The sequence below is a fragment of the Saliniramus fredricksonii genome, from assembly GCF_900094735.1.
In the GTDB taxonomy this organism is placed as follows: domain Bacteria; phylum Pseudomonadota; class Alphaproteobacteria; order Rhizobiales; family Beijerinckiaceae; genus Saliniramus; species Saliniramus fredricksonii.
Map to the genome: position 1 here is coordinate 194,616 of NZ_FMBM01000002.1, position 23,319 is coordinate 217,934.

Consider the following 23,319-nt stretch of genomic DNA (forward strand, 5'->3'; position numbering starts at 1 on the left):
GGGAAGCGGATGGCATCGGCGTTCGGGCAGGTTTCGGAGGGGAGCGGCTCCAAAGAGCCGCGCGCAACGCTCATGCAGCGTCTGCGGCCATCGCGGCTTTTCGCCGACAGGCCCGATACCGAGCATGAAATGGTGCTGAACCGTCTCGTGATCGGCGTACTGATCCTCATTTATCTGCTGATTACCAAATTATGGGATCGCGAGGGCGCGCTGATGCCCTTCCTGACGGTCTCATTCTACGTTCTCGGTTCGGTCGGGGTTCTCGCGCATATTCTGCGTTTTCCGGGCACATCCCCGGTGCGGCGTATCGTGGCCATGGCGATGGATCTGGGGACCCTGTCCTTTGGTCTGTATGTCGGGGGGGCTATTACTGCGCTGCTCTATCCGATTTATCTCTGGGTGATCTTCGGCAACGGATTCCGGTTCGGCATTCCCTATCTCTTCACTGCCGCCGGTATGTCGGTGGCGGGTTTTGGTGCTGTGGCGTTCACGGCGGATTATTGGAGCGGCCATGCATTGTTGGCGACCGGTCTGCTCATAGGCCTTTTGGTGATCCCCGCCTATGCTGCGACACTCATCGCAAAACTGTCGCGGGCGAAGCGTGAGGCCGAGGAAGCCAGTCGACAGAAGAGCCTCTTCCTGGCCAGTGTGAGCCATGAATTGCGCACACCGCTCAATGCCATCATCGGATTGAGCGACCTCCTCAAGGATACCCCTCTCGACAGCAACCAGCATGCCATGGCGGATACCATCCAGAGTGCCGGGACGAGCCTGTTGGAGCACATCAACGACATTCTCGACTTCTCCCGTCTCGAAGCTGGGCAGATGCCCAGTGAGAAAACCGATTTCGATCTGCATCACAGTCTTCGCGAGGCGGTCGCCATGGTTTCGGCCCAGGCCGGGCTCAAGGGCGTGCAGGTAGCATATGCGATTGCCAGCGACCTGCCGGCCTTGGTTCATGGCGAGCGCAGGCAATTCCAGGAGATTCTCGTCAACCTTGCCGGGAACGCGGTCAAGTTCACGCAGGAGGGCCATGTCCTCGTGCGTGCGGTTCTGCTGGCCAACGACGATACGGGGATCACGCTCGAGGTGGCGGTTGCGGATACCGGGATCGGTATTGCGCCAGAGGCCTGCGAGCGGATATTCGAGAGCTTCGCTCAGGCCGATGAAACCATAATCAACAGCTTCGGCGGAACAGGGCTCGGCCTCGCCATCGTACGTCAGCTGGTAACGCTGAATGGTGGTGAAATCAGCGTGAACAGTACACCCGGCAAGGGCTCGACCTTCCGCTTCAGCTTTCGCCTGACGCATGCGCGCGACGCGGATGTCGCCAACGGGGGGGCGACGAAGGGCCAGGCGCCGGCACCCATCCTGCTTTCGAATGCCGCCGATTCCACTTCACTCGTTCACCGGTTCGCCAGCGCTGGCCACCTGCCGCGTCTGGTAAGGGATGCCAGCGCGGCACGCGACCTGATTGAGGGCGATGCGGCACGCAATGGTCAGCCGGCGGTTCTCGTCATCGACGCCGAGGGGATCAACGCGGACCCGCGCGCGATTCGGCGCGATGTCGCCGCCAGTGACGGTTTACACGATCGCAGCACGATACTCATGAGCGCACAGGCTCCGAACGACGAAACCGCTCTGTCTTTTGCGACCTGGCTGCCACGTGACGCCGATGGCGCGCGAATGCGCAATGCGTTGAAAATCGCTGCGATGCCGTATCAGCGTATGTCGCGCACTGGTGTAACAGAGACGCAGAAGGAGGGTTTGAAGCTTCCGGCGCTGAAGGTTCTCGTGGCGGAAGACAATACGACCAACCAGAAGGTGATCGCCAAGATCCTCGAGCGTGCCGGGCATGAGCACGTCATGGTCGGAGACGGGCAGGCAGCATTGCAGGCAATGCTGGATCCTGGGCTGGGGCCATTCGATCTCGTGCTGATGGACGTCAACATGCCTCTGATGAATGGCATTGAGGCGACGGAGCGCTATTGTGCCAGCCTGCCGACGGACAAGCGAATCCCGGTCATCGCGCTGACTGCCGATGCCACGCCGGAGGGGCGCTTGGCCTGCCGTGCGGCGGGAATGGCTGCCTGCGCCACCAAGCCGATTCTGCCGCAACACCTGTTCAGCGTGATCGCCGATGTTCTGGACGCAGAACGCGGCACCGTCCGGGATTGCATCAGCATCGCGCAGGAGCCGAGCGGGATGCCCGATGCCATGGCATCAATGGCCGCGGATCCGCTGACTGAAGCGCCCAACGCATCAAGCGATGCCGACACGGATAACGAGAGCCCGCCGGTTATCGATGCCGAGACCTTTTCGCGTCTCGGTCAACTCGGCGGTGACAGTTTCAGGCGCGAGGTGGCCGAGAGTTTTCTCGCTGATGCGAAGGACATCATTGCAGAACTCGAACAGGCCGTTTCAACCCGAGATGCTGAAACGGTGCGCGATCTGCTTCATGCCATGCGCAGCTCTGCTGCGAATGTCGGCGCAGTGAGGATTTTCGAACTCTGTCTCAACCTGCGGGATATCGATGAGGCAGCGCTCGCCTGTGAAGGTATGGCGCATCTCGCGTCACTGCGTCGGCGCTACGACGAAGCGCACGACGCCCTCACCGCGTTGGCTCAGGCCGCCTGACCGGACACTTGGCGCGCAGCGGCGAGACGCCTGCAGCCGCGTCAGGTTGCCTTACCCGGCAACAGCGCGCGTTTGCTTCTCGCGGGCGCAGAGGTTTTCTTCAGGTGTTTCTGGACTGCTCTTTTCGCCTGCGCCAGAAGATCCTGTGCGTGCATTGTTGCCCGTCCGACGGTCCTGAGCGCCGAGCAGACGCTGCATTCGGCGCAGATCGGCATCCTGGAGCTGCATGGCGGCATCGACCCAAAGGGTGACGATGTCGTGCAGTTCACAATAGGGTAGTGGATTCGTCCGGCGCAGCGCCTGCTGCATTGCCACGCTGGCATTGCGACGACGGCGATCGCGGCGGATGAAGTCGCGCACCGCATCCTCGCCCTCGCCCGGCTCGGCAAGCACCTGAATGAGACCCAGATCGTGCAATTCCTCCGCCTCGAAAATGCGTCCGTCATTGATCATGCGGTGCGCTACCAGGGCGCCCACGCGGCGCGACAGCATGCTGTAGGCGCCCATCCCGGGGAAAAGATTGAACAGAACTTCCGGAAAGCCGAATTTCGCACCTTTTTCGGCAATGATGACGTCATTCGACAGGGCGGCCTCGAACCCACCGCCCAGTGCATCGCCCTGAACGAGGCCAATCGTGACAATGGGTAGCTGATAATTGATGTGGTTGGCATAGACGACGTCGATGCAGGCGGTCGCATAAGCAAGCAATCCGGCCTGATCGCGCGCCGCGATCAACTGCGAAAACAGAGCCAGGTCCCCGCCCAGATTGAAGACGCCCGGACGCAGCGACGAGACAACGAAATAGTCGAATGGACGCTCGGGGGAACCGGCGAAGAGATTAACCAGAGAATCCTGCATGTCGGACAGGCCGCGAAGCAGTTCGGGCGTATAACTCGGACGCCCTTGCGGGCGCATGCGGCACCAATAGGTGGCGAGTTCCGTGTCAATCGAAACGTCGAGCTCCTCGAAGCGATGCCCAGCCACGATATCCGTGGCCGCTTCGACCCGGTTGCGCGCAATCACCCCTTTCTGCGTGGATGAGGGCGCTGTTGCTGGTGCTGCGCGCGGCGCGCCGGTGCGTCCTGCCACCCAATCGAGCGCCTCAAGCGGGCGCATTGCCGCCTCGCCACCAGCGCCGTTCCGCTCACTGAAGGAGCCGCGCAAGCGCCGCCTTTCACGGATCGCGATCATGGCGCTCGTTTCCGCCTGGTGCGCCGCGCTGGACTCACCGCCTGCTCTGCCCGCACCATGATACGCACGCATACGCATTTCACCGCCTCATCTCGGTTGCCGCCCCGATCGGAGCGCCTCCGTCCGCCGCAGAGACTATCGCGCCCTTCGATTGTGAAGGGAACCGCTAAATTGCTCCGCCGCAGGTTTACCATCTGTTAACGTTAATTTGCCGCGTGGCGGTGGGATGCGCAATAAATAATTGCATCTCGATTCTTTGAAACGAGCAGAAAAATGCGGCAAACGCTGAATTTTTGATCGGATGCCGATCCACGCACTCCAGAAAGCTGATCTTTAAGATGAATTTCTGCCATCGTATTGCTGTGGTTGCGCGCAGACGCTCATTTGCTGCAACCGTCATCCATGGGGATGAAATGGCCGCGCTTCGGGCGAGGATATGGGTGGTGCCGGTCGCCGCTCATGCTGATTGTGCACAATCAGCAGTCATTGTGTTTTATTAAGAATCGGTGATCAGCAATGTCGCCAATGCGCTGCGCACCGGATCTGGTATCGCGGCGGGGCGTCCCGTCTCGCGGGTGACATAGACATGCACGAAATGTCCCTGCGCCGCCGTCCGCGGCGCGCCTTCGCGGAAGATGCCGATGCGGTAGGTCACCGAGGAGCGCCCCAGCCGCGTCACCGCGAGGCCTGTCTCCAGCGCGTCCGGGAAGGCGACCGATTCGAAATAGCTGCACCCGGTCTCGGCCACGAGGCCGACGATATCGCTGCCGGCGATGTCGAGCAGGCCGTTCTCGACGAGAAAGGCGTTCACCGCCGTGTCGAAATAGGAATAGTAGACCACGTTGTTCACATGGCCATAGACGTCGTTGTCCATCCAGCGCGTGGGCATCGCACGAAACAGCGCGAAGGCGGCGCGGGGCAGGGGGCGCGGACGTGTGTCGTTTCCGGCGGATCCGGTCATTGCGTCGCCCTCACCAGGCAGCTTCATAGATGGCCAATGCATCCGCCCGCGTGACCTCGCGCGGATTATTGACGAGAAGTCGGGTCTGTTTCATCGCATCATCCGCGAGCGTCTCCAGCGCCTCGCGCGGCACGCCGAGATCGCGCAGGCGCGCCGCGAGGCCGAGATCGGCCGAGAGCGCCGTGACGGCGTCGATCACCGCCTGCGGATCGCTGCCGCCGGCCAGGGCGGGGAAGATGTCGCCGCCCAGAAGTGCGTAGGCATCGCCACAGGCGGGGGCGTTGAAGCGCATCACATGGGTGAGCACGAGGGCGTTGGAAAGGCCGTGCGGAATGCCGAAATGGCCGCCCAGCGGATAAGCCAGCGCATGCACCGCCGCGACGGGGGCATTGGCGAAGGCCTGCCCGGCCAGCATGGAGCCCAGCAACATGTCCGAGCGGGCTTCGAGATCGTCGCCCTGGTGCACGGCGCGCGTGATCGCCCCGCCCAGAAGCCGCAGGGCCTCGCGGGCAAGAGCGCGGGAGACCGGGTTGGCATTCGCGCTCGCGGTGGTGAAGGCCTCGATCGCGTGAACCATGGCATCGACGCCCGTGGCGGCGGTGGAGGCCGGCGGCAGGCCGAGGGTCGTTTCGGGATCGAGCAGGGCGATATCAGGCAGCAGCAGCGGGGAGACGACGCCTTTCTTCTCGTGCGCGCCGGTCGTGACGATCGCGATCGGGGTCACTTCCGATCCGGTGCCGGCCGTGGTCGGGGCGAGCAGAAGCGGCAGGCGCGGGCCTTTGGCGAGACCTATTCCGTAGACGTCGTCAAGCTGCTGCGGCGTGCCCGCAAGCAGCGCAACAAGCTTGGCGGCATCAAGGGATGAACCGCCGCCAAGTCCGATCACCCCTGTCGCATCACAGCCCCGCGCCATGGCACAGGCCTCCATGATCACGCTGTCCGGCGGATCGGCGACGACACCGTCGAAGATCACCACGGCATGACCTGCCCGATGCAGGGTCTCCGCGACCTGCGGCACGAGCCCGGTCTCGACCATGCCGCGATCGCTGACGATGAGAATGCAGGGCCCGAGTGCCGCCGCATGTTCCGGCAGCCGCGCAATGCTGCCGACGCCGAAGATCACGCGTGGCGTCGTGGCGAAAATGAAGGGTTTCATGCGGTCTCCTCCGGGATCATGGCGCCTCCGACCATTGCCGAAGCGGTATTTTCGCGGCAGGGTAACGCATATTCCGGCACTGACCAGCCGCGTCTGCGCCAGACCGGGTGCGAGGAAGGCCATCAGCCCTTGTTGCGGCCCGAAGGTGGCCGAGGCGCTTACAAAATATTAGAATTGTCACAAACTAGTTCTCTTGCCGCATTGCCCATTGCCCTATGTTTGTTTAAGCACGCAGCAACGCAAGAATTGACAGCGCTCGCGTGGTGAATGCACCGGAAGCGCGAGGCCGGTAACCGGGAGATGAAGGATGGCGCAAGCCGAATCCCGCAACCAGACGCCGCGACCCCTGTCGCCGCATCTGCAGATCTATCGCTGGACATGGACGATGGCGATGTCCATCTTCCATCGGGTGACGGGCGTGGCGCTCTATCTCGGTGCGCTGGTGCTGGCCTGGTTCTTCCTGTCGATGGCTTCGGGACCGGAGGCCTATGCAGGCTCCGCGTGGTTCTTCGGCTCGTGGTTCGGCTATCTCGTCCTGTTCGGTTTCACCTGGGCGCTGATGCATCACATGCTCGGCGGCCTGCGCCATTTCGTCTGGGATTTCGGCAAGGGCTTCGAGCCCGAGCAGCGTTTTCTCCTGGCCAAACTGACGCTGGCCGGTTCGGTGGGGCTCACCCTGCTGATCTGGATCGTCATCCTGATCGCACGCTGAGGAGGACGCATCATGGCTGAGAACCGTTTCGATACCGGCACCTCCATCCGTACCCCCATGGCCCGCGCCCGCGGACTCGGTGCGTCGGGCGGCGGCACCGAGCATTTCTGGCAGCAGCGCATCACCGCCGTGGCGAATGCGCTGCTCGTCTTCCCGTTCATCATCATTCTGGCGATGACGGTGGGGCGCCCATACGAAGATGCGGTTGCGATCATGTCGCATCCCCTTGCCGCGATCCTGTCTGCGCTCTTTGTAATATCAATAGCGATCCATATGCGGCTGGGGATGCAGATCGTGATCGAGGATTACGTCCACGGCAAGGGTGCCAAGGTCGTGGCCCTTCTGGCGAACACGTTCTTCGTCATCGCCGTCTCGGCGGCCAGCCTTTATGCGATCCTCAAGATCGGTCTGAGCCCCTTGCTCTGAGGGAGATGGAAGAAACATGGCGACGAACGGACAAACCAATGGCGGGCCCGCAGTGAACGGCGCGGCCTATCCCATCACCGACCACACCTTCGACGTGGTGGTCGTCGGCGCCGGTGGCGCCGGCCTGCGCGCGACGGTGGGCTGCAGCGAATCCGGCCTGCGGACGGCCTGCATCAGCAAGGTCTTCCCGACCCGCTCGCATACGGTCGCGGCCCAGGGCGGTATCTCCGCCTCGCTCGGCAATATGGGCGAGGATGACTGGCGCTGGCACATGTACGACACTGTCAAGGGCGCCGACTGGCTCGGTGACCAGGACGCCATCGAGTACCTCGTGCGCGAGGCGCCGGCCGCCGTCTACGAGCTTGAACATTGGGGTGTGCCGTTCTCGCGTACGGAAGCGGGCAAGATCTACCAGCGCCCGTTTGGCGGCATGACCACGCATTTCGGCGAAGGCACCGCGCAGCGCACCTGCGCCGCCGCCGACCGCACGGGCCACGCCATCCTGCACACGCTCTACGGTGCGGCGCTCAAGCACAATACCGAGTTCTTCATCGAGTATTTCGCCATCGACCTGATCATGGACGAGGATGGCCGCTGCCGTGGCATCGTCGCGCTCGACATGACGACGGGGACGATCCACCGTTTCCGGGCGCAGATGGTGATCCTCGCCACCGGCGGCTATGGGCGCGCCTATTTCTCGGCGACCTCGGCCCATACCTGCACCGGTGACGGCAATGCCATGGTGCTGCGCGCCGGGCTGCCGCTGCAGGACATGGAATTCGTGCAATTCCATCCCACCGGCATTTACGGCGCGGGCTGCCTGATCACCGAAGGTGCGCGCGGTGAGGGCGGTTATCTCACCAATTCCGAGGGCGAGCGCTTCATGGAGCGTTATGCGCCTTCGGCCAAGGATCTCGCCTCCCGTGACGTCGTCTCGCGCTCCATGACCATGGAGATCCGCGACGGACGTGGCGTCGGCAAGAACGGCGATCACATCTATCTGCATCTCGACCACCTTGATCCGAAGATCCTGCACGAGCGCCTGCCGGGCATCTCGGAGAGCGCGCGCATCTTCGCCGGTGTGGATGTCACAAGGGAACCGATCCCGGTCCTGCCGACGGTGCATTACAACATGGGCGGCATTCCGACGAACTTCCACGGTGAAGTGCTCACCCTCAAGGACGGCAATCCCGACCATGTGGTGCCGGGCCTGATGGCGATCGGCGAGGCGGCCTGCGTCTCGGTGCATGGCGCCAACCGTCTGGGTTCGAACTCGCTGATCGATCTGGTGGTGTTCGGTCGCGCGGCGGGTCTGCGCTGCGCGGAGATCGTCACCCCCGGTGAGAAGCAGTCGGATCTGCCGGCCAATTCCGCTGACATGGCCCTGTCGCGCCTCGACAAGCTGCGCCACGCCGATGGCTCGACACCAACGGCGCAGCTGCGTCTCGACATGCAGCGCACCATGCAGAACAACTGCGCGGTGTTCCGTACCGGCGAGATCCTCGGTGAGGGGCGTGAGCTGATCAACAATGTCTGGAAGGCGAGCGACGATGTGCGTGTCACCGACCGGTCGCTGATCTGGAACACGGATCTGATCGAGACGCTCGAATATGAGAATCTGATCGAGCAGGCTGTCGTGACCATGGAATCGGCGGCCAACCGGACCGAATCGCGCGGTGCCCACGCCCGCGAGGACTTCCCCGATCGCGACGACAAGGAATGGATGAAGCACACGCTCTGCTGGGCGGATGTGTCGAACAAGGCGGTCAATATCGATTATCGCCCGGTTCACGCCTACACCCTGTCGAACGAGATCGAGTACATCGCGCCCAAGGCGCGCGTGTATTGAGGTGTGGAGGGCGGCGTCATGGGCATGCTTGCGATTAGCGATGACCTTCTTGCGAAGATTGTCGATGCCGCGAAGCGACGTGGCGTCGCGCCGGAGCGTCTGGCCGAGGATCTTCTAAGCGGGTCGTTTGGAAAGGGCGAATTGCCGGGCGGTCCGACGGGGCGGCGTTCAGCTCAGGTTCGGCGTGCCAAGGACATCGCGGCGATGACGCCCCGTAACGTGCCGCAGACTGATGCGGTTACGCTCCTGCGCGAGGAGCGGGAGGCGTGATCGTGGTCGATGCATCCGTGGCAGTGAAGTGGTTCGTCGAGGAGCCCGGACACGATCAAGCGGTGGCCGTGCTCGCCTCCGATGAAGATCTTATCGCACCGGATCTCCTGGTCGCTGAAACACTCCACGCACTGCGTAAGAAAGTGCGTGGAGGCGAGATGAGCGCCGAGCAGTTTCTGGCGGCGAGCCGTGCCCTCCCGGAATTTCTCGATCGTTTCGAGACCGCACAGGCAACCTCCTCACGCGCCGCCGAACAAGCGCTCGCGCTGGATCACGGCTATTATGACTGCGTGTATCTTGCGATGGCCGAGGCGCAGAGCGGATTGCTCGTGACAGCGGATGAACGATTTGCCACCAAGGCGGCGTCCGCCGGTTATGTCGCAATTATTTCGTCGCTCGCCGCATGGCATGAGGCCGCGACGGCAGCCGCAGCTTCGCGTTCACCTTCCAACCCTCTGGACGGATAAATTCATGGCCAAATTCTCCCTTCCGAAGAACTCGCAATACACCGAGGGCAAGGCTTGGCCGAAGCCCGAGGGGGCGAAGAACCTGCAGGAATTCCGGATCTATCGCTGGAGCCCGGATGACGGGTCCAATCCGCGCATCGACACCTATCACGTCGATCGCGATGATTGCGGGCCGATGGTTCTCGATGCGCTGATCTGGATCAAGAGCAACCTCGATTCGACGCTGACCTTCCGCCGCTCCTGCCGCGAGGGGATCTGCGGCTCCTGCGCCATGAATATCGACGGGCAGAACACCATCGCCTGCACCATGGGCATCGACGAGTGTGCGTCGAGTGGAGCGGTCAAGATCTATCCGCTGCCGCATATGCCGGTACTGAAGGATCTGGTGCCGGATCTGACGACCTTCTTCGCCCAGCACGCGGCGGTGGAGCCCTGGTTGCAGACTGATTCACCGACGCCGGAGCATGAATGGCGGCAATCACCGGAGGATCGCGTCGAGCTCGACGGGCTCTACGAGTGCATCCTGTGCGCCTGCTGCACCACGGCCTGCCCGTCCTATTGGTGGAACGGCGATCGTTTCCTCGGCCCCGCAGCCTTGCTGCACGCCTATCGCTGGCTGGCCGACAGCCGTGACGAGCGCACGGGTGACCGGCTCGACACGCTGGAGGATCCGTTCCGGCTGTATCGCTGCCATACCATCATGAACTGCGCCAATGCCTGCCCCAAGGGCCTCAACCCGGCCAAGGCGATCGCCAAGATCAAGAAGATGATGGTCGAGCGTCACGTCTGATTCGTTCAGCTGCGGCGCAGCTCCCCACGCTTCGCGGTGCTGACTGCGACTTTCGCGTAACAGGCGCGGTCCTCTTGCAGGGCCGCGCTTGCGTTTTTGCGCGCGAAGGGTCATTTCTTGGGCAGGTCCGGAACGGGCGTCCCCCGAGGGCGTTACGGAAAGGGCATGATGCGGCACGCCTTCGGCCTGTCCGAACCAGCCGAGACCCTGATCTCCGGAAGAGCCGGGGGATGAGACGGGTTGCGGCTGTTGGGGTGATACGGGCGCCGGGTCCCTACCCGGTGGGGCAATTCGGGACGAAAGCCATGAGCACGAATACAATCGCAGAGACTGCCGAGCAAACCATCCCGGCACAAAGCATTTCGACATATGGGCGCATGATCGCCCGCCTTACGCTTATTCTCGGTCTTGCCGGGGTGATGGCGGCCTGTCAGACGGCGCGATTCGGCGGTCAGCCTCAACAGCGCGAAGTGGTGCGCGATCTCGAGTCCGGACCCTCGGCGCCCTCGGCCATCGTCATGGCCGAGCCCTTGGGCGCGCCCGGGAGTGACCGCATCGACGACTTCCCCGAGCTGGAGACGCGTAACTCTGGTGATGATGATCGTCAGCAGACGGCAGCGCGCAGCGAGCCTGAGCAGCAGCGCAGCCGGCTCAGCCGCACCAGCCTTGTCGGTTCCTGGAATGCGAGTGAGCCGGGCGGCGGCAGTTGCCGGGTGACCTTGTCCTCGACGCCTGCCCTGGATCTCTATCGCGCGTCCGCTTCGGGCTGCAGCAACCAGGAAGTGGCCAGCGTCAATGCCTGGGATCTGCGCGGCAGCGAGGTCTATCTGTACAAGCAGGGCGGCGCCGTAGCTGCGCGGCTGCAGGCTTCACGGGGGTCGATGAACGGCGCGATCTCCCAGTCCGGCGCACCCTTGACGATGTCGCGTTGAACTGGCGCAATCGGTTTCGGCCCCGCCATCCCGGCGGGGCATGAGGGATTTCCATGTCAAGCGTCAAACTGCTTTCAGACGACGAACTGAGCCCGGCCGCGCGTGCCGTGTTCGACGATATTCGCGCGACGCGCCAGAATGATTTCGTCAACAATTTCTGGCGCGCGCTCGCCCATGATCCGATCCAGCTGGAGCGCGTCTGGAATCAGGTCAAGCAGGTGATGGGGGCGGGTGCCCTCGATCCGCTGACCAAGGAGCTGATCTATGTCGCCATCTCGGTGGCGAACAATTGCGAATACTGCATCGGCTCACATACGGCTGCCGCGCGCGCCAAGGGCATGAGCGAGGCGCAATACCACGAATTGCTCAATGTCATCGCGCTTGCATCGCAGACGAACAAACTCGCCACAGCCCTGCGTGTGCCGCTGGATGCGCGCTTTGCGGAGCCGCCCGAAGGCTGATGCCGGCGATCAGGGTGAGCCGATCCCGGCCGTGAACCCGTCCAGAACCTGCAGCAGGCGGGCAATATCTTCGTCGCGCGACAGCCGGTGATCGCCATCCTTGATCAGCGTCATGGCCACCGAATCGGCGGGCATGCGCTCCATGGCGGCGAGGGCGTGTTGCCAGGGCACGGCATCATCCTGCATGCCTTGCAGGATGTGAACCGGGCAGCCTGTGAGGATCGGCTCGTCCATGATCAGATTGTTGCGGCCGTCCTCGATCAGCCCCCGCGTGACCGGGTAGCCGGCTTCGTCGTATTCGGATGGAATCATGGCCTTGCCGTCACTCATGATGGCGCTGCGGGTCGCCTCGTCGAATGCCGCCCACATGAGACGTTCGGTGAAATCAGGGGCCGGTGCGATCAGCACGAGGCCGGAGGGCGCGCGGGGGCGATCATGCACGCGCAGATGCCGCGTCGCGAGCAGCGCGATCCAGCCGCCCATGGAGGAGCCGATCAGGATCGGCTTTTCGCCCGCATGGGTGGTGATGGCGGCAATCGCTTCCTCGCACCAGCGCGAGATCGTCCCATCCTCGAACGCTCCCTCCGATTCGCCGTGCCCCGAATAGTCGAAGCGCAGGCAGGCGCGTCCCTGTGCTGCGGCGAAATCGGCGACGGCCTCCGCCTTGGAGCCACGCATATCCGACATGAATCCCCCCAGCCAGACGAGGCAGGGCCCGCTGCCCGGACGATATTCGACGGCAATCTTTCGGGCCTGGGGGCCCTTCCCCACAGTGATGAATTCCGGCATTGCTTAACGTATCCTCAAGGATCGCTCGTGAATTTGACGGGTGGCATGCTCTCGACAAGGTTCATACACTGGTGACGACATCTGCGCGACCACCCGACGGCGATTTGTTTCCCGCGCCGGCCCGGCATCCTCTGGCCGGCCGCACGATTCTGCAGCTCATCCCCGCACTCGAAGCCGGCGGTGCCGAGCGCACGGCGGTGGATGTTGCGGCGGCTTTGGCGGCGTGCGGGGCGCGGGCGCTGGTGGCGACACGCGGTGGGCGGCTGGTGGGTGAATTGCAGGCGGAGGGCGGAAATTGGGTACGCTTTCCCGCCGATACGAAGAATCCCTTCGCCATGTTGTGGAACGTACGCCGGCTCGCGCGAATCTGCCTGCATGAAGGCATCGATCTGATCCATGCCCGCTCGCGCGCACCGGCCTGGTCCGGACTGGGTGCTGCGCGGGCGCTTTCGCTGCCCTTCGTGACGACCTATCACGGTTCATACAACGCACGTTCCGGCGTGAAGAATTTCTATAATTCGGTGATGGCGCGCGGTGATGTCGTGATCGCCAATTCGCATTATACGGCGGGGCTGATCACGGCGATGCACCCCCAGGCCGAGGGGCGGCTGCGGGTGATCTATCGCGGGACCGATTTCACCGCCTTCGCGCCTTCTGCCGTGGCGCCCGAGCGGATCGAGAATCTGCGTCGGGAATGGGGCGTGGCGCCGCATGAGCGCGTGGTGCTGCTCGCCGCCCGGCTGACCGGCTGGAAGGGGCAGCGCGTGCTGATCGAGGCGGCTGCACTGCTCAAGAGCTGGGGGCTGACGGATGTCGCCTTCGTGCTTGCCGGAGATGCGCAAGGGCGTGAGAATTACGTCGCCGAACTCGAACAGATGATCGCGGCGCGCGATCTGACCGGCATGGTCAGGCGGGTGGGGCATTGCACGGACATGCCTGCGGCGTTTCTCGGGGCATCCGTGGTGACCGTGCCCTCGACCGAGCCCGAGGCCTTCGGGCGTTCGGCGGTGGAGGCGCAGGCCATGGGGACGCCCGTCGTCGTGTCTGATCTCGGGGCGGTGCCGGAGACGGTCTTGTCACCCCCGCAGGTCATGGCCGAGGAGCGCACCGGCTGGCGGGTCCCCGCCGGTGATGCCGAAGCGCTCGCCGATGCGGTCGCGGAAGCGCTGACGCTGGGGGCGAGCGCGCGCGAATCGCTGGCCCTGCGTGCGCGGCTGCATGTGGAGCGCAATTTCTCGCTCGACCGGATGGTGGCGGATACGCTCGATACCTATGCCGCGCTGCTCCAGCGCTGAAGCGGGGCGCCCTTGGGGCGCCCGTCAGGCGGACAGCTTTCTGTCAGGCGGACAGCTTTCTGTCAGGCGGACAGCTTGGCCATCGCCTCGTCGGTCATCTCGAAATTGGCGAAGACGTTTTGCACATCGTCGTGATTGTCGAGCGATTCGAGCAGGCGCATCAGCTTCTCGGCGGTTTCGTCATCCACCGCGATGGTGTTTTGCGGCTTCCAGACAAGGGCGGATTTGCGTGCCTCGCCGAAATGCTCCTCGAGCGTCTTGGTGACCTCGTTGAGGGCGCTCTGCGCACAATAGATCTCGTGGCCGTTCTCGGAGGAGACGACATCGTCGGCGCCGGCCTCGATCGCGGCTTCGAGCATGGCCTCCGCATCGGCGCGCTCGGGCTCGTATTCGACGAGGCCGACCCGGTCGAACATGAAGGAGACGGCGCCGGTCTCGGCGAGGTTGCCGCCGGATTTGGTGAAGTAGGAGCGCACATCCGAGGCGGTGCGGTTGCGGTTGTCGGTCATCGCCTCGACGATGACGGCGACGCCACCCGGCCCGTAACCCTCATAGCGGATTTCTTCGTAATTATCGCCATCGCCGGCCTGGGACTTCTTGATCGCCCGCTCGATATTGTCCTTGGGCATGTTTTCCGCCTTGGCCGCAAGGATTGCGGCGCGCAGGCGCGGGTTCATCGCCGGATCGGGCATGCCGAGCTTGGCGGCCACGGTGATTTCCTTGGCGAGTTTGGAGAACAGCTTCGAGCGCTGCGCATCGGCGCGCCCCTTGCGATGCATGATGTTCTTGAACTGTGAATGTCCAGCCATGGTGCTCTCGTCGACGCGCGTGTGATCGGGGTCCGGCGGCCGGGCCGACCGGTGAAAAGACTGACGGCTTATAGGCTTGGCGACGCGGTCTCGGCAAGCCCCGCCCGCAATGGGATCGTTCGGCGCGCGCGATGAAATCAATGCAGGACAAGAAATAGGAAAATAAGCATTGACAGCGCCCCGGTCTTATGCAATTAATCCTGAACGTTGAGGAATTGCGCCGAGGCGCAGCGTCTTTCACAAAACGTCCCCCCGGAGCTCCGCGATGACTGTACCTTCCGCACCGGCGGATGCGCCTTCGCGTGTGCTGGCGCGTTTCGCTTATGAGAACGGTATCGGTTCCGGCCGGCGCATCGCGGCTTATCTCGGGATGGAGACGGATGCCTTCACGCGGTTTCGGCGCGCTGCCGGCTGGGCTGAGCGCGGCAAGGCGCCCACGGCACGCGCGCTCGGGTTGTTTCTTGCCTCCTTCGATGCGCCTGCGGCTTCCTTATGCACCGAGCATGCGCGGGTGGATTTTGGTGCGCAGGCGCTGGCCGGGGAGCTGCGCGCCTTCGTGGCCGCGCGTCTGTCGACACTGGCAGCTCAGCCGGAGACGGCGGCGGCCCGCGACATCGTCGATCTCACCCGCTGCCTGAAGGAATTGACCATGCTCGAGGACAAACTTGCGCGCAGCCTTCGCGAGAATGAAACCGGCGAGGAAGGGGAAACGCGCGATGCGGCGTTCATGGGCACCGGAACGGCATCTGATCTGGCTGAGATCGTTGCGCTCGAGGTGGAACGCCTGCACGAGCGACATGGAGCGGGAAGCGCTCTGGAGGCTCTGTACCCCGCAGATGCGCCGGATGCTGGAGGCGACCTGGGCGCTGGCGGCACGTGACGATCAATTGCCGCCGACTTATGCGCGCAACGCCTCGCCCTGGACGATCTGGCTGGTTCTGGGCGGGCGCGGCGCCGGCAAGACGCGCACCGGCGCGGAATGGATCAAGGGCATGGTCCATGGCCTGCCCTGGCTGACGCGCCAGCCGATCGGCAAGATCGCGCTGGTGGGCGAGACCTTTGCGGATGTGCGCGACGTGATGATAGACGGGCCGTCGGGCCTGCTCTCCATCCATGCCCGGCACGAGCGCCCGGTCTGGACGGCGACGCGGCGGCGGCTCGAATGGCCCAACGGCGCGGTGGCGCTGGCTTTCTCGGCCGATGATCCGGAAAGCCTGCGCGGCCCGCAATTCGAGGCCGCCTGGGCGGATGAACTGGGCAAATGGCGCTATGCGGATGCGGCCTGGGACCAGCTGCAATTCGGTTTGCGGCTGGGAGCCCAGCCGCGCGAGGTGGTGACGACGACGCCGCGTGCAATTCCGCTGTTGAAGCGGATGCTCGCCGATGAGCGCATCGCGCTGACCCGGGCGCGCACACAGGACAATGCCGACAATCTCGCCCCCGCCTTTCTGGATGCGGTGGTGGGGCGCTATGCGGGGACGCGGCTGGGGCGTCAGGAACTCGACGGCGATCTGATCGAGGATCGCGCCGATGCGCTCTGGACGCGTGATCTGCTCGAACGCGCCCGGCGTGAGGTTGCGCCGGATCTGCGGCGTATCGTGGTCGCTGTCGATCCGCCGGCTTCGTCGCGGGCGGGGGCCGATGCGTGCGGGATCGTCGGGGTCGGGATCGATGCGGAGGGGATCTGCCATGTGCTGGCCGATGAAAGCGCCTCCGGGCTCAAGCCCAATGCCTGGGCGGCAAAGGCGACGACGCTGTATCGGCGGCTGGAGGCGGATGCCCTCGTCGTTGAGGTCAACCAGGGCGGCGAGATGGCGACGACGGTCATCCACGAAATCGACCCGGCCTGCCCGGTCGTGCCGGTGCGCGCATCGCGCGGCAAGCGCCTGCGCGCCGAGCCGGTCTCGGTGCTCTACGCGCAGGATCGGGTGCGCCATGTCGGGGTGTTTCCCGAGCTCGAAGACGAGATGTGCGACTTCGGGCTCGACGGGTTGTCCAACGGTCGCTCGCCGGACCGCCTCGATGCCCTGGTCTGGGCGGTGACGCATCTCGCGCTGGGCCCGAAGGGTGGCGACCCGCGACTGCGGTTGGTGTGAGGGTAATGCAGTGCGAACTCCCCTCTCCCTCCGTGGAGAGCGACTGTCTTTCGGGTCAAGCGTTTTGTTTTTGCCATGGCGTTTTGTCCCGGATGATGGCGTTGAGCATTGTGAGGAGCTTTCGGGCTGTGGCGACGATGGCGACGATCTTTGGTTTGCCTTGTGCGACGAGCCTGTTTCGGAATTCCCGGAGCACGGGATTGTGGCGTGCGGCGACGAGGGCTCCCATGAACAGGGCGCTTCGCACGTTCGCGCGCCCGCCTCCGATGAAGCTCTTGCCGCGCCAGCGTCCGGATTGCCGGGTCCATGGGGCGAGGCCGACCAGGGAAGCGACGGCGTGGCGGTCGAGGGTCCCCAGTTCGGGCAGTTCGGCGATGAGGGTCCGCGCGATGGTGGGGCCGACGCCGGGCACGGAGCGCAGCAGGTTCTCCTTCTCGCGCCAGAGCGCAGAGTTGCGTATGCCGGTATCGATGTCGCCATTGACGCTGTCGATCTCGCGGCCGAGCGCCTTCAGCAGGCGGTCGATGCTCTTTTGCATGCGTGGCGGCGCGTTTGCGCGCCGCTGGTTCTCTGCCTTGATCATGGCGAGGATCTGGCGCCTGCGGGCGACGAGATCCGCCAGCAGGCGGGTCTCTTCGTCCTTGACAGGCCGGATCTCCGGCTGTGTCGCCGCGACGAAACGTGCGATCACGGCGGCATCGATGGCATCGGTCTTGGCGCGTTTGCCGAGCGCATTGGCAAAGGCGCGCACCTGCGCCGGATTGACCACGACGACGGGCAATCCGGCCACGGCCAGGCTGGCCACGACGACATTCTCGAAGCCACCGGTGGCTTCGATCCCGATGATCTGCGGCGCCAGGGCACGCAGCCGTTCGACCAGCGCGGCGATGCCTTCGGTATCGCGCGGCACGTCGAACCATTCGTCACGCCCATGCACATGCACATCGAGACGATCTTTCAAGACGTCGATACCGACGAAGAGGGCAGTGGCTTCCATTGTTCCCCATCCTTGCACAAACGGGCTCATATGGCGGCCCAAGCGACTGTTCGGGTTCAATGGAACGGCGAGCGCGGACCCAGGCTCTCCAACGGGCTCGGTATCCCTGAGGGGCATCGGTCTCACACTCGCCACCGCCTCCGGCACTGTACCAGAAACGGCGCGATTCAAGTTACAAGGGGTTGGGGGTGAGGGGCTTCAATGAAGCGCGGTGGTAATCAACCGCTACCCCGTGTGGTTCCCACCCTCACCCCTGTCCCCTCTCCACAAGGGAGAGGGGAACGCCGGCATTTATGGCGGGTCATTCGATGGACGCCTGATGTGGAGAGGATCTCATGTTCAACTTGCTTCAGAATCTCGGGCGGCTGGCCGCGCCGGGGCACAAGGCGTCGCGGGCCGGGGCGGCGATGGCGCTGTATCATGGCGGGCGCCCGATCTGGACGCCGCGTGATTATGCGGCGCTGGCGCGGGAGGGGTTTCAGCGCAATCCCGTGGTACATCGCGCGGTGCGGCTGGTGGCGGAGGCGGCGGCCTCGATGCCGCTGATCCTGCGCGAAGGAGGCAGCGAGATCGTGGCGCATCCGTTGCTCGATCTGCTCGCCCGGCCCAATCCACGCGAGGGCGGGACAGGGCTTCTGGAAACGATTTACGGGCATCTGATGGTCTCGGGCAATGCTTATATCGAGGCGGCGCTGATCGAGGCGATGCCGCGTGAACTTTATGCTTTGCGGCCAGACAGGATGCGCATCGTCGCCGGCTCGGATGGCTGGCCGGCGGCTTATGATTACGTGGTGGGAAGCCAGAGCGTACGCTTCACGATCCCGCCCGAGGGTGTCGCGCCGGTTCTGCACCTGACGCTGTTTCATCCCACGGACGACCATTACGGGCTCTCGCCGATGGAGGCGGCGGCAACTGCGCTCGATATTCACAACGCTGCGGGCGCCTGGAACAAGGCGCTGCTCGACAATGCCGCCCGGCCCTCCGGAGCGCTTGTCTTCGCCGGGGCGACGGGACTGAGCGACAACCAGTTCGACCGGCTGCGGCGTGAACTCGAACAGACTTATCAGGGCGCGCAGAATGCAGGTCGTCCGCTGCTGCTCGAAGGCGGGCTGGACTGGAAACCGCTTTCCCTCTCGCCGCAGGAGATGGATTTCGTCCAGGCCAAGCACATGGCCGCGCGCGAGATCGCGCTCGCTTTCGGCGTGCCGCCACTGCTGCTCGGCCTGCCGGGTGATGCGACGCATGCCAATTACGCGGAAGCCAACCGCGCCTTCTACCGCCAGACGGTGATCCCGCTGGTGAGACGTACGGCACAGGCGCTGGCGCATTGGCTCGGACCGGCTTACGGCCGCGCTCTGGTGCTGGAGCCCGATCTCGATGCCATCGAGGCGCTGGCGCAGGAACGGGAATCCCTGTGGCGCCGGGTGAACGCCGCCGGCTTCCTCGACGACGACGAAAAGCGCGAGGCGGTCGGTTACGGGCGTCGCGGGGGCGGTCACGACGACCCAGGGCCGATCGAGGGCTCCGAATGAGCGCTGCCATCGAGACTCTTGTGGGCACGATCGCTGCGCGGGGCGATCTCGGCCATATCGCGTTGTTTGCCTGGGCCAGCGTGGCGAGCCTGTTCGCCGCCGCCCAGCACCGGGAAGCCGCCGCCGCGAGCCGGCGCTTCGACGAGTTCGTGCGCGAACTCGCCCTCTTCAACCGCAATCATTCGGGAGATTGTGAATGATGCTGAAACGACGCGCGACGCCAGCAAGGCGTCCGGCTACGCCCCGTTCGTCGAAACCGCCGGGGCGCGGGCCTTCCGGTGGATCGGGGCCCGGCAAGCCACCCGGAGAGACCTTCCGGGATTTCATCAGGACATTGGAAAGGCTTGATCGGGGCGCGTCGCACAAGCAACGCGCCCCGATCGGTTTCAGGGAGGGGGCACGATGAAGCTTGAATTTCCCGCAGCCCCCGAAATCAAGCTGAACCCGCATGCGCCGGCGGGCATCACCGAGGAGGGGGTCTTCGAAGGTTATGCCAGCCTGTTCGATGAGCCCGACCTCTCGCAGGACGTGGTGCGCCGGGGCGCCTTCAGCGAGAGCCTCGCACGGCGCGGCGCCGGCAATATCCGCATGCTCTGGCAGCACGATCCGGCCCAGCCGATCGGTACATGGACCACGATCCGCGAGGATGCGCGCGGGTTGTTCGTACGCGGGCGGCTCAACCTCGCCGTGGCGCGCGCCCGGGAGGTGCATGCGCTGATGCGCGACGGCGCCATTGACGGGCTGTCGATCGGCTATCGCGTCCGGCGCGCGGGCAAGGATCGCCGACGCGGGCAGCGTATCCTGGAGAAGCTCGATCTTTGGGAGATCTCCGTCGTCACCTTCCCGATGCTGCCGGCGGCGCGGGTGTCGCAGATCAAGGACGGATCTGACCGCCTTGCCGCTGCGATCCGCCGCGCGGCGGACCGGCTGTTCCCGCGTCCGGCCTTTTGAGCCGCGCGCGTTTTCTTCGCCACACCCAACCATGAAAGTGAGCATTATGAGCGTACCGATCGAGACCAAATCCGCCGAGGCCGTCGAGGCTTTCGACGCGTTCAGCCGCGCCTTCGAGGCCTTCAAGGAGACCAATGACGAACGCCTTGCCGCGCTTGAGCGCAAAGGCCATGCCGATCCGTTGACCGAGGAGAAGCTCGCGCGTATCGATGCCGGGCTCGACGAGACCCGCGCGCGTATCGATGCGCTGGCCCTGGGGCGCGCACGCCCGCCGCTCGGCGGCGTCGATCAGGGCGCGGTTCGCGACCACGACCCCCTGATGCATGAGCACAAGACGGCCTTCGAAAGCTATATCCGCAGCGGCGAGAGCGGTGGGCTGAAGCAGCTCGAAACCAAGGCGCTCTCGGCAGGGTCGGGGCCCGATGGCGGTTATCTCGCCCCGCCCCAGGTCGAGAGCGAGGTGCTGCGCCGGCTCTCGGCGCTCTCGCCGATTCGTGCGATCGCCGGGAACCGGGTGATCTCGGGCGGGCTCTACAAGGTGGCGCATTCGGTCTCCGGCCCGGCCTCGGGCTGGGTCTCGGAGACGGCGGCGCGCCCGGAAACGGACAGCCCGACGCTGGCGGAGCTGAGCTTCCCGGCCATGGAGCTCTACGCCATGCCCGCCGCGACGCAGACGCTGCTCGACGACGCCATCGTCGATATCGACCAGTGGATCGCCGACGAGGTCGAAACCGCCTTCGCCGAGCAGGAGGGCGCGGCCTTCGTCAATGGTGACGGCAATGCCAAGCCGCGTGGATTCCTGGATTATACGGCAGTGGCCGATGGCAGCTGGAGCTGGGGCAATCTCGGCTTTATCGGGACGGGCGTCGCCGACGCCTTTCCGGCCTCCGATCCTTCCGACGTGCTGGTCGATCTGATCTATGCGCTGAAGGCGGGCTATCGCCAGAATGCGACTTTCGTGATGAATCGCAAGACGCAAAGCGCGATCCGCAAGTTCAAGGATCAGCAGGGCAATTATCTGTGGCAGCCGCCGGCGGGAATGGGGCGCAACGCGACCTTGATGAACTTCCCCGTGATCGAGGCCGAGGACATGCCCGATATCGGCGCGGGGACCACGCCGATCGCCTTCGGCGATTTCCGGCGCGGTTATCTCGTGGTGGATCGCGCCGGGATCCGGATCCTGCGCGATCCGTATTCGGCCAAGCCCTATGTGCTGTTCTATACGACCAAGCGAGTCGGCGGCGGCGTGCAGGATTTCGCGGCGATCAAGCTGATGAAATGCGCCGCCTGACTTGCGGCGCGGTTCCCGTCCCGGTCATGCGCCGGGGCGGGGTCAATCCGCCCATTCGATCCATTCGTTGCTGTCGTCGCGACCGAGCGGTGGCAGGCGTACCGAGGTCGAGACGCTGGAATCGATGGCGCGCAATTCGCGCATGCGCGCCTCGATCCAGCCCAGATGGGGCGTGAGCGGGGTAATCGCGGTGGACCCGCCACAGGCTGCGCCGGAGCGCTCGCTCGTGGCACCACTCGACCAGCTGACCAGACCGAGCAGGCTGAAGCGGCCCGGATCGCCGCGCAGGATCGGACCGCCGGAATCGCCCTGGCAGGCGCCGGCACCGGTGCGCTGCGATTCGCGCTCGCTGTCGGACGCCATCAGCATGGTGTTGCCGATCTGCATTTCACCGCGAATGCGCAGATACGTGTAGCGCAACTTGCGCGCCGTCTCGCGTTTGCCGAAGGCGGTGGTGCCGAATCCGGCCAGCGTCACGTCCTCGCCCGGCATCGGCGTATTGGTGCGGCGCAATGGCAAAGGCGTGAATTCCTGGCCGAGCGGCGCATCGAGACGAAGCACGGCCAGGTCGATGCCGGGCTGTCGGCGTGGCGGCGCCGTCCCGTCGAAGCTCGGATGCAGGGCCTGGGCCAGAACGCCGCGTCTGATGGTGCGTCCGCGCCGGTCGAGAGCGAAGACCTCGTATTGCGTATCCGCAAGCAGACAATGGGCCGCCGTCACGATCAGGTCGGCGGCGGTAAGCACGCCGGAGCACATTTCGCCCTGATCGCTTTCGATGCGCACGACGAATTGGCGCAGACCGTCGCGATTGGTCGCCTCAACGCCGCGCACGATCGCTTGCGCCGGTGCGCCAGCGGCAGCGACGAAGAGAATCAGGGCAAGGAGCACACTTCGGATCATCCCTGCAATCTTGACCGCTTCGCCGCGCAAGACAAGCACTTATCGCCACGCCACATGGCGATTCCAGCCCGCCGCGACATCTTCGATCCAGCCTCGCTGCGGGCCCACAAGGACGCCCTGACTCATGGCACCGCAGGACCCGGCGCCGTTGCCGGTCGTCCAGGTGGTGATGGCGAAGACATCCCCGTCACGGCTGATCGGCCCGCCCGAATCGCCGTGGCAGCCACCGCGCGGCGTGGCGCCGCCACCAGACAGCCAGATCAGGATGCTGCTCGGTCCATACGGCTCGATCACATGCAGTTCGACGCTGTGGAAATTGCCGCTCGTGGCGCCGCTGCTATCGGCTTCATCGCGCAGGCCGAAACCGGCCAGGCGCACCCGGGTCTCGGCACGCGGCGCCTGCATCGACAGCGTGGCCGGCTCGAATTGCGTCGGCAGGGGCTGAGAGACGCGGATCAGGGCGAGATCGATCGAGCGGCGGCGGGTGCGGATCGCGTCCGGATCGAATTGCGGATGCACGACCGTCTCGCCGATTTCGAGCAGAACCGGCCTCCCGTCCGCATCGCGGAAATGGACGCGATGTTCCGCAGCGCCGGTCACGCAATGGGCGGCGGTGAGCACGACATCGTCGTCGAGCATCACGCCCGAACAGACCGATCCGCCGGAGCCGAGAACCATCACGCCCGCCCGTGCAAGCGGGGAGGTGTCCGCAGTACCGCCGATCACTGCGCGAACCGGCGCGACCGGCAGCGTCAGCCACAGGCACAGGGTGAGTGCGGCGAGGCAGAGGCGCGACATTCGAGACCT

General features: G+C 64.7%; 24 protein-coding genes. 16 read left to right on the forward strand and 8 right to left on the reverse strand.

The window, feature by feature from the left end; all coding sequences use genetic code 11:
• The first annotated feature begins 9 nt into the window (after positions 1-9).
• Positions 10-2,637, forward strand: a complete 2,628-nt coding sequence (locus GA0071312_RS07475; protein ID WP_165603984.1) for a hybrid sensor histidine kinase/response regulator — start codon at positions 10-12, stop codon at positions 2,635-2,637.
• A 51-nt stretch (positions 2,638-2,688) separates the two neighbouring features.
• On the opposite strand, the gene GA0071312_RS07480 is transcribed toward GA0071312_RS07475, so the two are convergent.
• From GA0071312_RS07480 to GA0071312_RS07490, 3 genes are all read right to left on the reverse strand, one after another.
• Complete coding sequence (locus GA0071312_RS07480) at positions 2,689-3,801, reverse strand: crotonase/enoyl-CoA hydratase family protein (RefSeq protein ID WP_238947149.1); 1,113 nt, start codon at positions 3,799-3,801, stop codon at positions 2,689-2,691.
• A gap of 523 nt (positions 3,802-4,324) precedes the next feature.
• The gene (locus tag GA0071312_RS07485; RefSeq protein ID WP_238947150.1) at positions 4,325-4,789 is read right to left on the reverse strand and encodes an acyl-CoA thioesterase; all 465 of its coding nucleotides are present in this window, start codon (positions 4,787-4,789) and stop codon (positions 4,325-4,327) included.
• Between the two features lie 10 nt (positions 4,790-4,799).
• Entirely contained in the window at positions 4,800-5,945 is a 1,146-nt protein-coding gene (locus tag GA0071312_RS07490) for an iron-containing alcohol dehydrogenase (protein WP_074444450.1), read from the reverse strand.
• A gap of 307 nt (positions 5,946-6,252) precedes the next feature.
• Here GA0071312_RS07490 and sdhC point away from each other — a divergent pair, with 307 nt between their 5' ends.
• The 8 genes from sdhC (at position 6,253) to GA0071312_RS07530 (ending at position 11,852) form a co-directional block, all read left to right on the forward strand.
• Entirely contained in the window at positions 6,253-6,657 is a 405-nt protein-coding gene (sdhC, locus tag GA0071312_RS07495; RefSeq protein ID WP_074444451.1) for a succinate dehydrogenase, cytochrome b556 subunit, read from the forward strand.
• A gap of 12 nt (positions 6,658-6,669) precedes the next feature.
• Positions 6,670-7,083, forward strand: coding sequence for a succinate dehydrogenase, hydrophobic membrane anchor protein (gene sdhD, locus GA0071312_RS07500; RefSeq protein WP_074444452.1), 414 nt, complete (start codon positions 6,670-6,672; stop codon positions 7,081-7,083).
• Positions 7,084-7,099: 16 nt separating this feature from the next.
• On the forward strand, positions 7,100-8,932 hold the full coding sequence (gene sdhA / locus GA0071312_RS07505; RefSeq protein WP_074444453.1) for a succinate dehydrogenase flavoprotein subunit: 1,833 nt from the start codon (positions 7,100-7,102) through the stop codon (positions 8,930-8,932).
• Between the two features lie 18 nt (positions 8,933-8,950).
• On the forward strand, positions 8,951-9,202 hold the full coding sequence (locus tag GA0071312_RS07510; protein ID WP_131817740.1) for a hypothetical protein: 252 nt from the start codon (positions 8,951-8,953) through the stop codon (positions 9,200-9,202).
• Positions 9,199-9,669: a type II toxin-antitoxin system VapC family toxin gene (locus tag GA0071312_RS07515; RefSeq protein WP_074444455.1), complete on the forward strand. Its 471-nt coding sequence runs from the start codon at positions 9,199-9,201 to the stop codon at positions 9,667-9,669. The genes GA0071312_RS07510 and GA0071312_RS07515 overlap by 4 nt, the downstream gene beginning before the upstream one ends.
• 4 nt (positions 9,670-9,673) lie before the next feature.
• Complete coding sequence (locus GA0071312_RS07520) at positions 9,674-10,459, forward strand: succinate dehydrogenase iron-sulfur subunit (RefSeq protein WP_074444456.1); 786 nt, start codon at positions 9,674-9,676, stop codon at positions 10,457-10,459.
• Positions 10,460-10,764: 305 nt separating this feature from the next.
• On the forward strand, positions 10,765-11,391 hold the full coding sequence (locus tag GA0071312_RS07525; RefSeq protein WP_108721841.1) for an AprI/Inh family metalloprotease inhibitor: 627 nt from the start codon (positions 10,765-10,767) through the stop codon (positions 11,389-11,391).
• A gap of 53 nt (positions 11,392-11,444) precedes the next feature.
• The gene (locus GA0071312_RS07530) at positions 11,445-11,852 is read left to right on the forward strand and encodes a carboxymuconolactone decarboxylase family protein (RefSeq protein WP_074444457.1); all 408 of its coding nucleotides are present in this window, start codon (positions 11,445-11,447) and stop codon (positions 11,850-11,852) included.
• Between the two features lie 9 nt (positions 11,853-11,861).
• On the opposite strand, the gene GA0071312_RS07535 is transcribed toward GA0071312_RS07530, so the two are convergent.
• Positions 11,862-12,641, reverse strand: a complete 780-nt coding sequence (locus GA0071312_RS07535; protein ID WP_074444458.1) for an alpha/beta hydrolase — start codon at positions 12,639-12,641, stop codon at positions 11,862-11,864.
• A 71-nt stretch (positions 12,642-12,712) separates the two neighbouring features.
• On the opposite strand from GA0071312_RS07535, the gene GA0071312_RS07540 reads away from it, so the two are divergent.
• Positions 12,713-13,936, forward strand: coding sequence for a glycosyltransferase family 4 protein (locus GA0071312_RS07540; RefSeq protein ID WP_074444459.1), 1,224 nt, complete (start codon positions 12,713-12,715; stop codon positions 13,934-13,936).
• A 62-nt stretch (positions 13,937-13,998) separates the two neighbouring features.
• On the opposite strand, the gene GA0071312_RS07545 is transcribed toward GA0071312_RS07540, so the two are convergent.
• A complete protein-coding gene (locus GA0071312_RS07545; protein ID WP_074444460.1) occupies positions 13,999-14,745 on the reverse strand; it encodes a YebC/PmpR family DNA-binding transcriptional regulator in 747 nt (248 codons plus the stop codon).
• A gap of 265 nt (positions 14,746-15,010) precedes the next feature.
• Here GA0071312_RS07545 and GA0071312_RS07550 point away from each other — a divergent pair, with 265 nt between their 5' ends.
• Complete coding sequence (locus tag GA0071312_RS07550) at positions 15,011-15,625, forward strand: hypothetical protein (RefSeq protein ID WP_074444461.1); 615 nt, start codon at positions 15,011-15,013, stop codon at positions 15,623-15,625.
• Positions 15,591-16,841 carry a DNA-packaging protein gene (locus GA0071312_RS07555; RefSeq protein WP_083204417.1) on the forward strand — a complete coding sequence of 417 codons (1,251 nt, stop codon included), beginning with the start codon at positions 15,591-15,593 and terminating at the stop codon, positions 16,839-16,841. Before GA0071312_RS07550 ends, GA0071312_RS07555 begins: the two co-directional genes overlap by 35 nt.
• 55 nt (positions 16,842-16,896) lie before the next feature.
• On the opposite strand, the gene GA0071312_RS07560 is transcribed toward GA0071312_RS07555, so the two are convergent.
• A complete protein-coding gene (locus GA0071312_RS07560) occupies positions 16,897-17,838 on the reverse strand; it encodes an IS110 family RNA-guided transposase (RefSeq protein WP_074444463.1) in 942 nt (313 codons plus the stop codon).
• A 335-nt stretch (positions 17,839-18,173) separates the two neighbouring features.
• Between GA0071312_RS07560 and GA0071312_RS07565 the strand changes: the two genes are divergently transcribed.
• The 4 genes from GA0071312_RS07565 (at position 18,174) to GA0071312_RS07580 (ending at position 21,612) form a co-directional block, all read left to right on the forward strand.
• A complete protein-coding gene (locus tag GA0071312_RS07565) occupies positions 18,174-19,370 on the forward strand; it encodes a phage portal protein (RefSeq protein WP_074444464.1) in 1,197 nt (398 codons plus the stop codon).
• Positions 19,367-19,570: a hypothetical protein gene (locus GA0071312_RS07570; protein ID WP_074444465.1), complete on the forward strand. Its 204-nt coding sequence runs from the start codon at positions 19,367-19,369 to the stop codon at positions 19,568-19,570. Before GA0071312_RS07565 ends, GA0071312_RS07570 begins: the two co-directional genes overlap by 4 nt.
• 202 nt (positions 19,571-19,772) lie before the next feature.
• Positions 19,773-20,321, forward strand: coding sequence for an HK97 family phage prohead protease (locus GA0071312_RS07575; protein ID WP_074444466.1), 549 nt, complete (start codon positions 19,773-19,775; stop codon positions 20,319-20,321).
• A 46-nt stretch (positions 20,322-20,367) separates the two neighbouring features.
• Positions 20,368-21,612, forward strand: a complete 1,245-nt coding sequence (locus tag GA0071312_RS07580) for a phage major capsid protein (RefSeq protein WP_074444467.1) — start codon at positions 20,368-20,370, stop codon at positions 21,610-21,612.
• A gap of 42 nt (positions 21,613-21,654) precedes the next feature.
• Here GA0071312_RS07580 and GA0071312_RS07585 read toward each other — a convergent pair whose 3' ends face one another.
• Both GA0071312_RS07585 and GA0071312_RS07590 read right to left on the reverse strand, forming a co-directional pair.
• Positions 21,655-22,500 (reverse strand): S1 family peptidase, encoded by an 846-nt coding sequence (locus tag GA0071312_RS07585; RefSeq protein WP_165603986.1) that lies wholly within the window; start codon positions 22,498-22,500, stop codon positions 21,655-21,657.
• Positions 22,501-22,551: 51 nt separating this feature from the next.
• Entirely contained in the window at positions 22,552-23,310 is a 759-nt protein-coding gene (locus GA0071312_RS07590; protein ID WP_074444468.1) for a S1 family peptidase, read from the reverse strand.
• Between the last annotated feature and the right edge of the window lie 9 nt (positions 23,311-23,319).

What these genes read in the sequence shown, in the direction of transcription:
- GA0071312_RS07475 (WP_165603984.1), top strand. Translation starts at nt 10, where the DNA reads ATGGCATCGGCGTTCGGGCAGGTTTCGGAGGGGAGCGGCTCCAAAGAG.
- GA0071312_RS07485 (WP_238947150.1), bottom strand. Translation starts at nt 4,789, where the DNA reads ATGACCGGATCCGCCGGAAACGACACACGTCCGCGCCCCCTGCCCCGC.
- GA0071312_RS07490 (WP_074444450.1), bottom strand. Translation starts at nt 5,945, where the DNA reads ATGAAACCCTTCATTTTCGCCACGACGCCACGCGTGATCTTCGGCGTC.
- sdhC (WP_074444451.1), top strand. Translation starts at nt 6,253, where the DNA reads ATGGCGCAAGCCGAATCCCGCAACCAGACGCCGCGACCCCTGTCGCCG.
- sdhD (WP_074444452.1), top strand. Translation starts at nt 6,670, where the DNA reads ATGGCTGAGAACCGTTTCGATACCGGCACCTCCATCCGTACCCCCATG.
- sdhA (WP_074444453.1), top strand. Translation starts at nt 7,100, where the DNA reads ATGGCGACGAACGGACAAACCAATGGCGGGCCCGCAGTGAACGGCGCG.
- GA0071312_RS07510 (WP_131817740.1), top strand. Translation starts at nt 8,951, where the DNA reads ATGGGCATGCTTGCGATTAGCGATGACCTTCTTGCGAAGATTGTCGAT.
- GA0071312_RS07520 (WP_074444456.1), top strand. Translation starts at nt 9,674, where the DNA reads ATGGCCAAATTCTCCCTTCCGAAGAACTCGCAATACACCGAGGGCAAG.
- GA0071312_RS07525 (WP_108721841.1), top strand. Translation starts at nt 10,765, where the DNA reads ATGAGCACGAATACAATCGCAGAGACTGCCGAGCAAACCATCCCGGCA.
- GA0071312_RS07530 (WP_074444457.1), top strand. Translation starts at nt 11,445, where the DNA reads ATGTCAAGCGTCAAACTGCTTTCAGACGACGAACTGAGCCCGGCCGCG.
- GA0071312_RS07535 (WP_074444458.1), bottom strand. Translation starts at nt 12,641, where the DNA reads ATGCCGGAATTCATCACTGTGGGGAAGGGCCCCCAGGCCCGAAAGATT.
- GA0071312_RS07545 (WP_074444460.1), bottom strand. Translation starts at nt 14,745, where the DNA reads ATGGCTGGACATTCACAGTTCAAGAACATCATGCATCGCAAGGGGCGC.
- GA0071312_RS07550 (WP_074444461.1), top strand. Translation starts at nt 15,011, where the DNA reads ATGACTGTACCTTCCGCACCGGCGGATGCGCCTTCGCGTGTGCTGGCG.
- GA0071312_RS07555 (WP_083204417.1), top strand. Translation starts at nt 15,591, where the DNA reads ATGCTGGAGGCGACCTGGGCGCTGGCGGCACGTGACGATCAATTGCCG.
- GA0071312_RS07560 (WP_074444463.1), bottom strand. Translation starts at nt 17,838, where the DNA reads ATGGAAGCCACTGCCCTCTTCGTCGGTATCGACGTCTTGAAAGATCGT.
- GA0071312_RS07565 (WP_074444464.1), top strand. Translation starts at nt 18,174, where the DNA reads ATGTTCAACTTGCTTCAGAATCTCGGGCGGCTGGCCGCGCCGGGGCAC.
- GA0071312_RS07570 (WP_074444465.1), top strand. Translation starts at nt 19,367, where the DNA reads ATGAGCGCTGCCATCGAGACTCTTGTGGGCACGATCGCTGCGCGGGGC.
- GA0071312_RS07575 (WP_074444466.1), top strand. Translation starts at nt 19,773, where the DNA reads ATGAAGCTTGAATTTCCCGCAGCCCCCGAAATCAAGCTGAACCCGCAT.
- GA0071312_RS07580 (WP_074444467.1), top strand. Translation starts at nt 20,368, where the DNA reads ATGAGCGTACCGATCGAGACCAAATCCGCCGAGGCCGTCGAGGCTTTC.
- GA0071312_RS07590 (WP_074444468.1), bottom strand. Translation starts at nt 23,310, where the DNA reads ATGTCGCGCCTCTGCCTCGCCGCACTCACCCTGTGCCTGTGGCTGACG.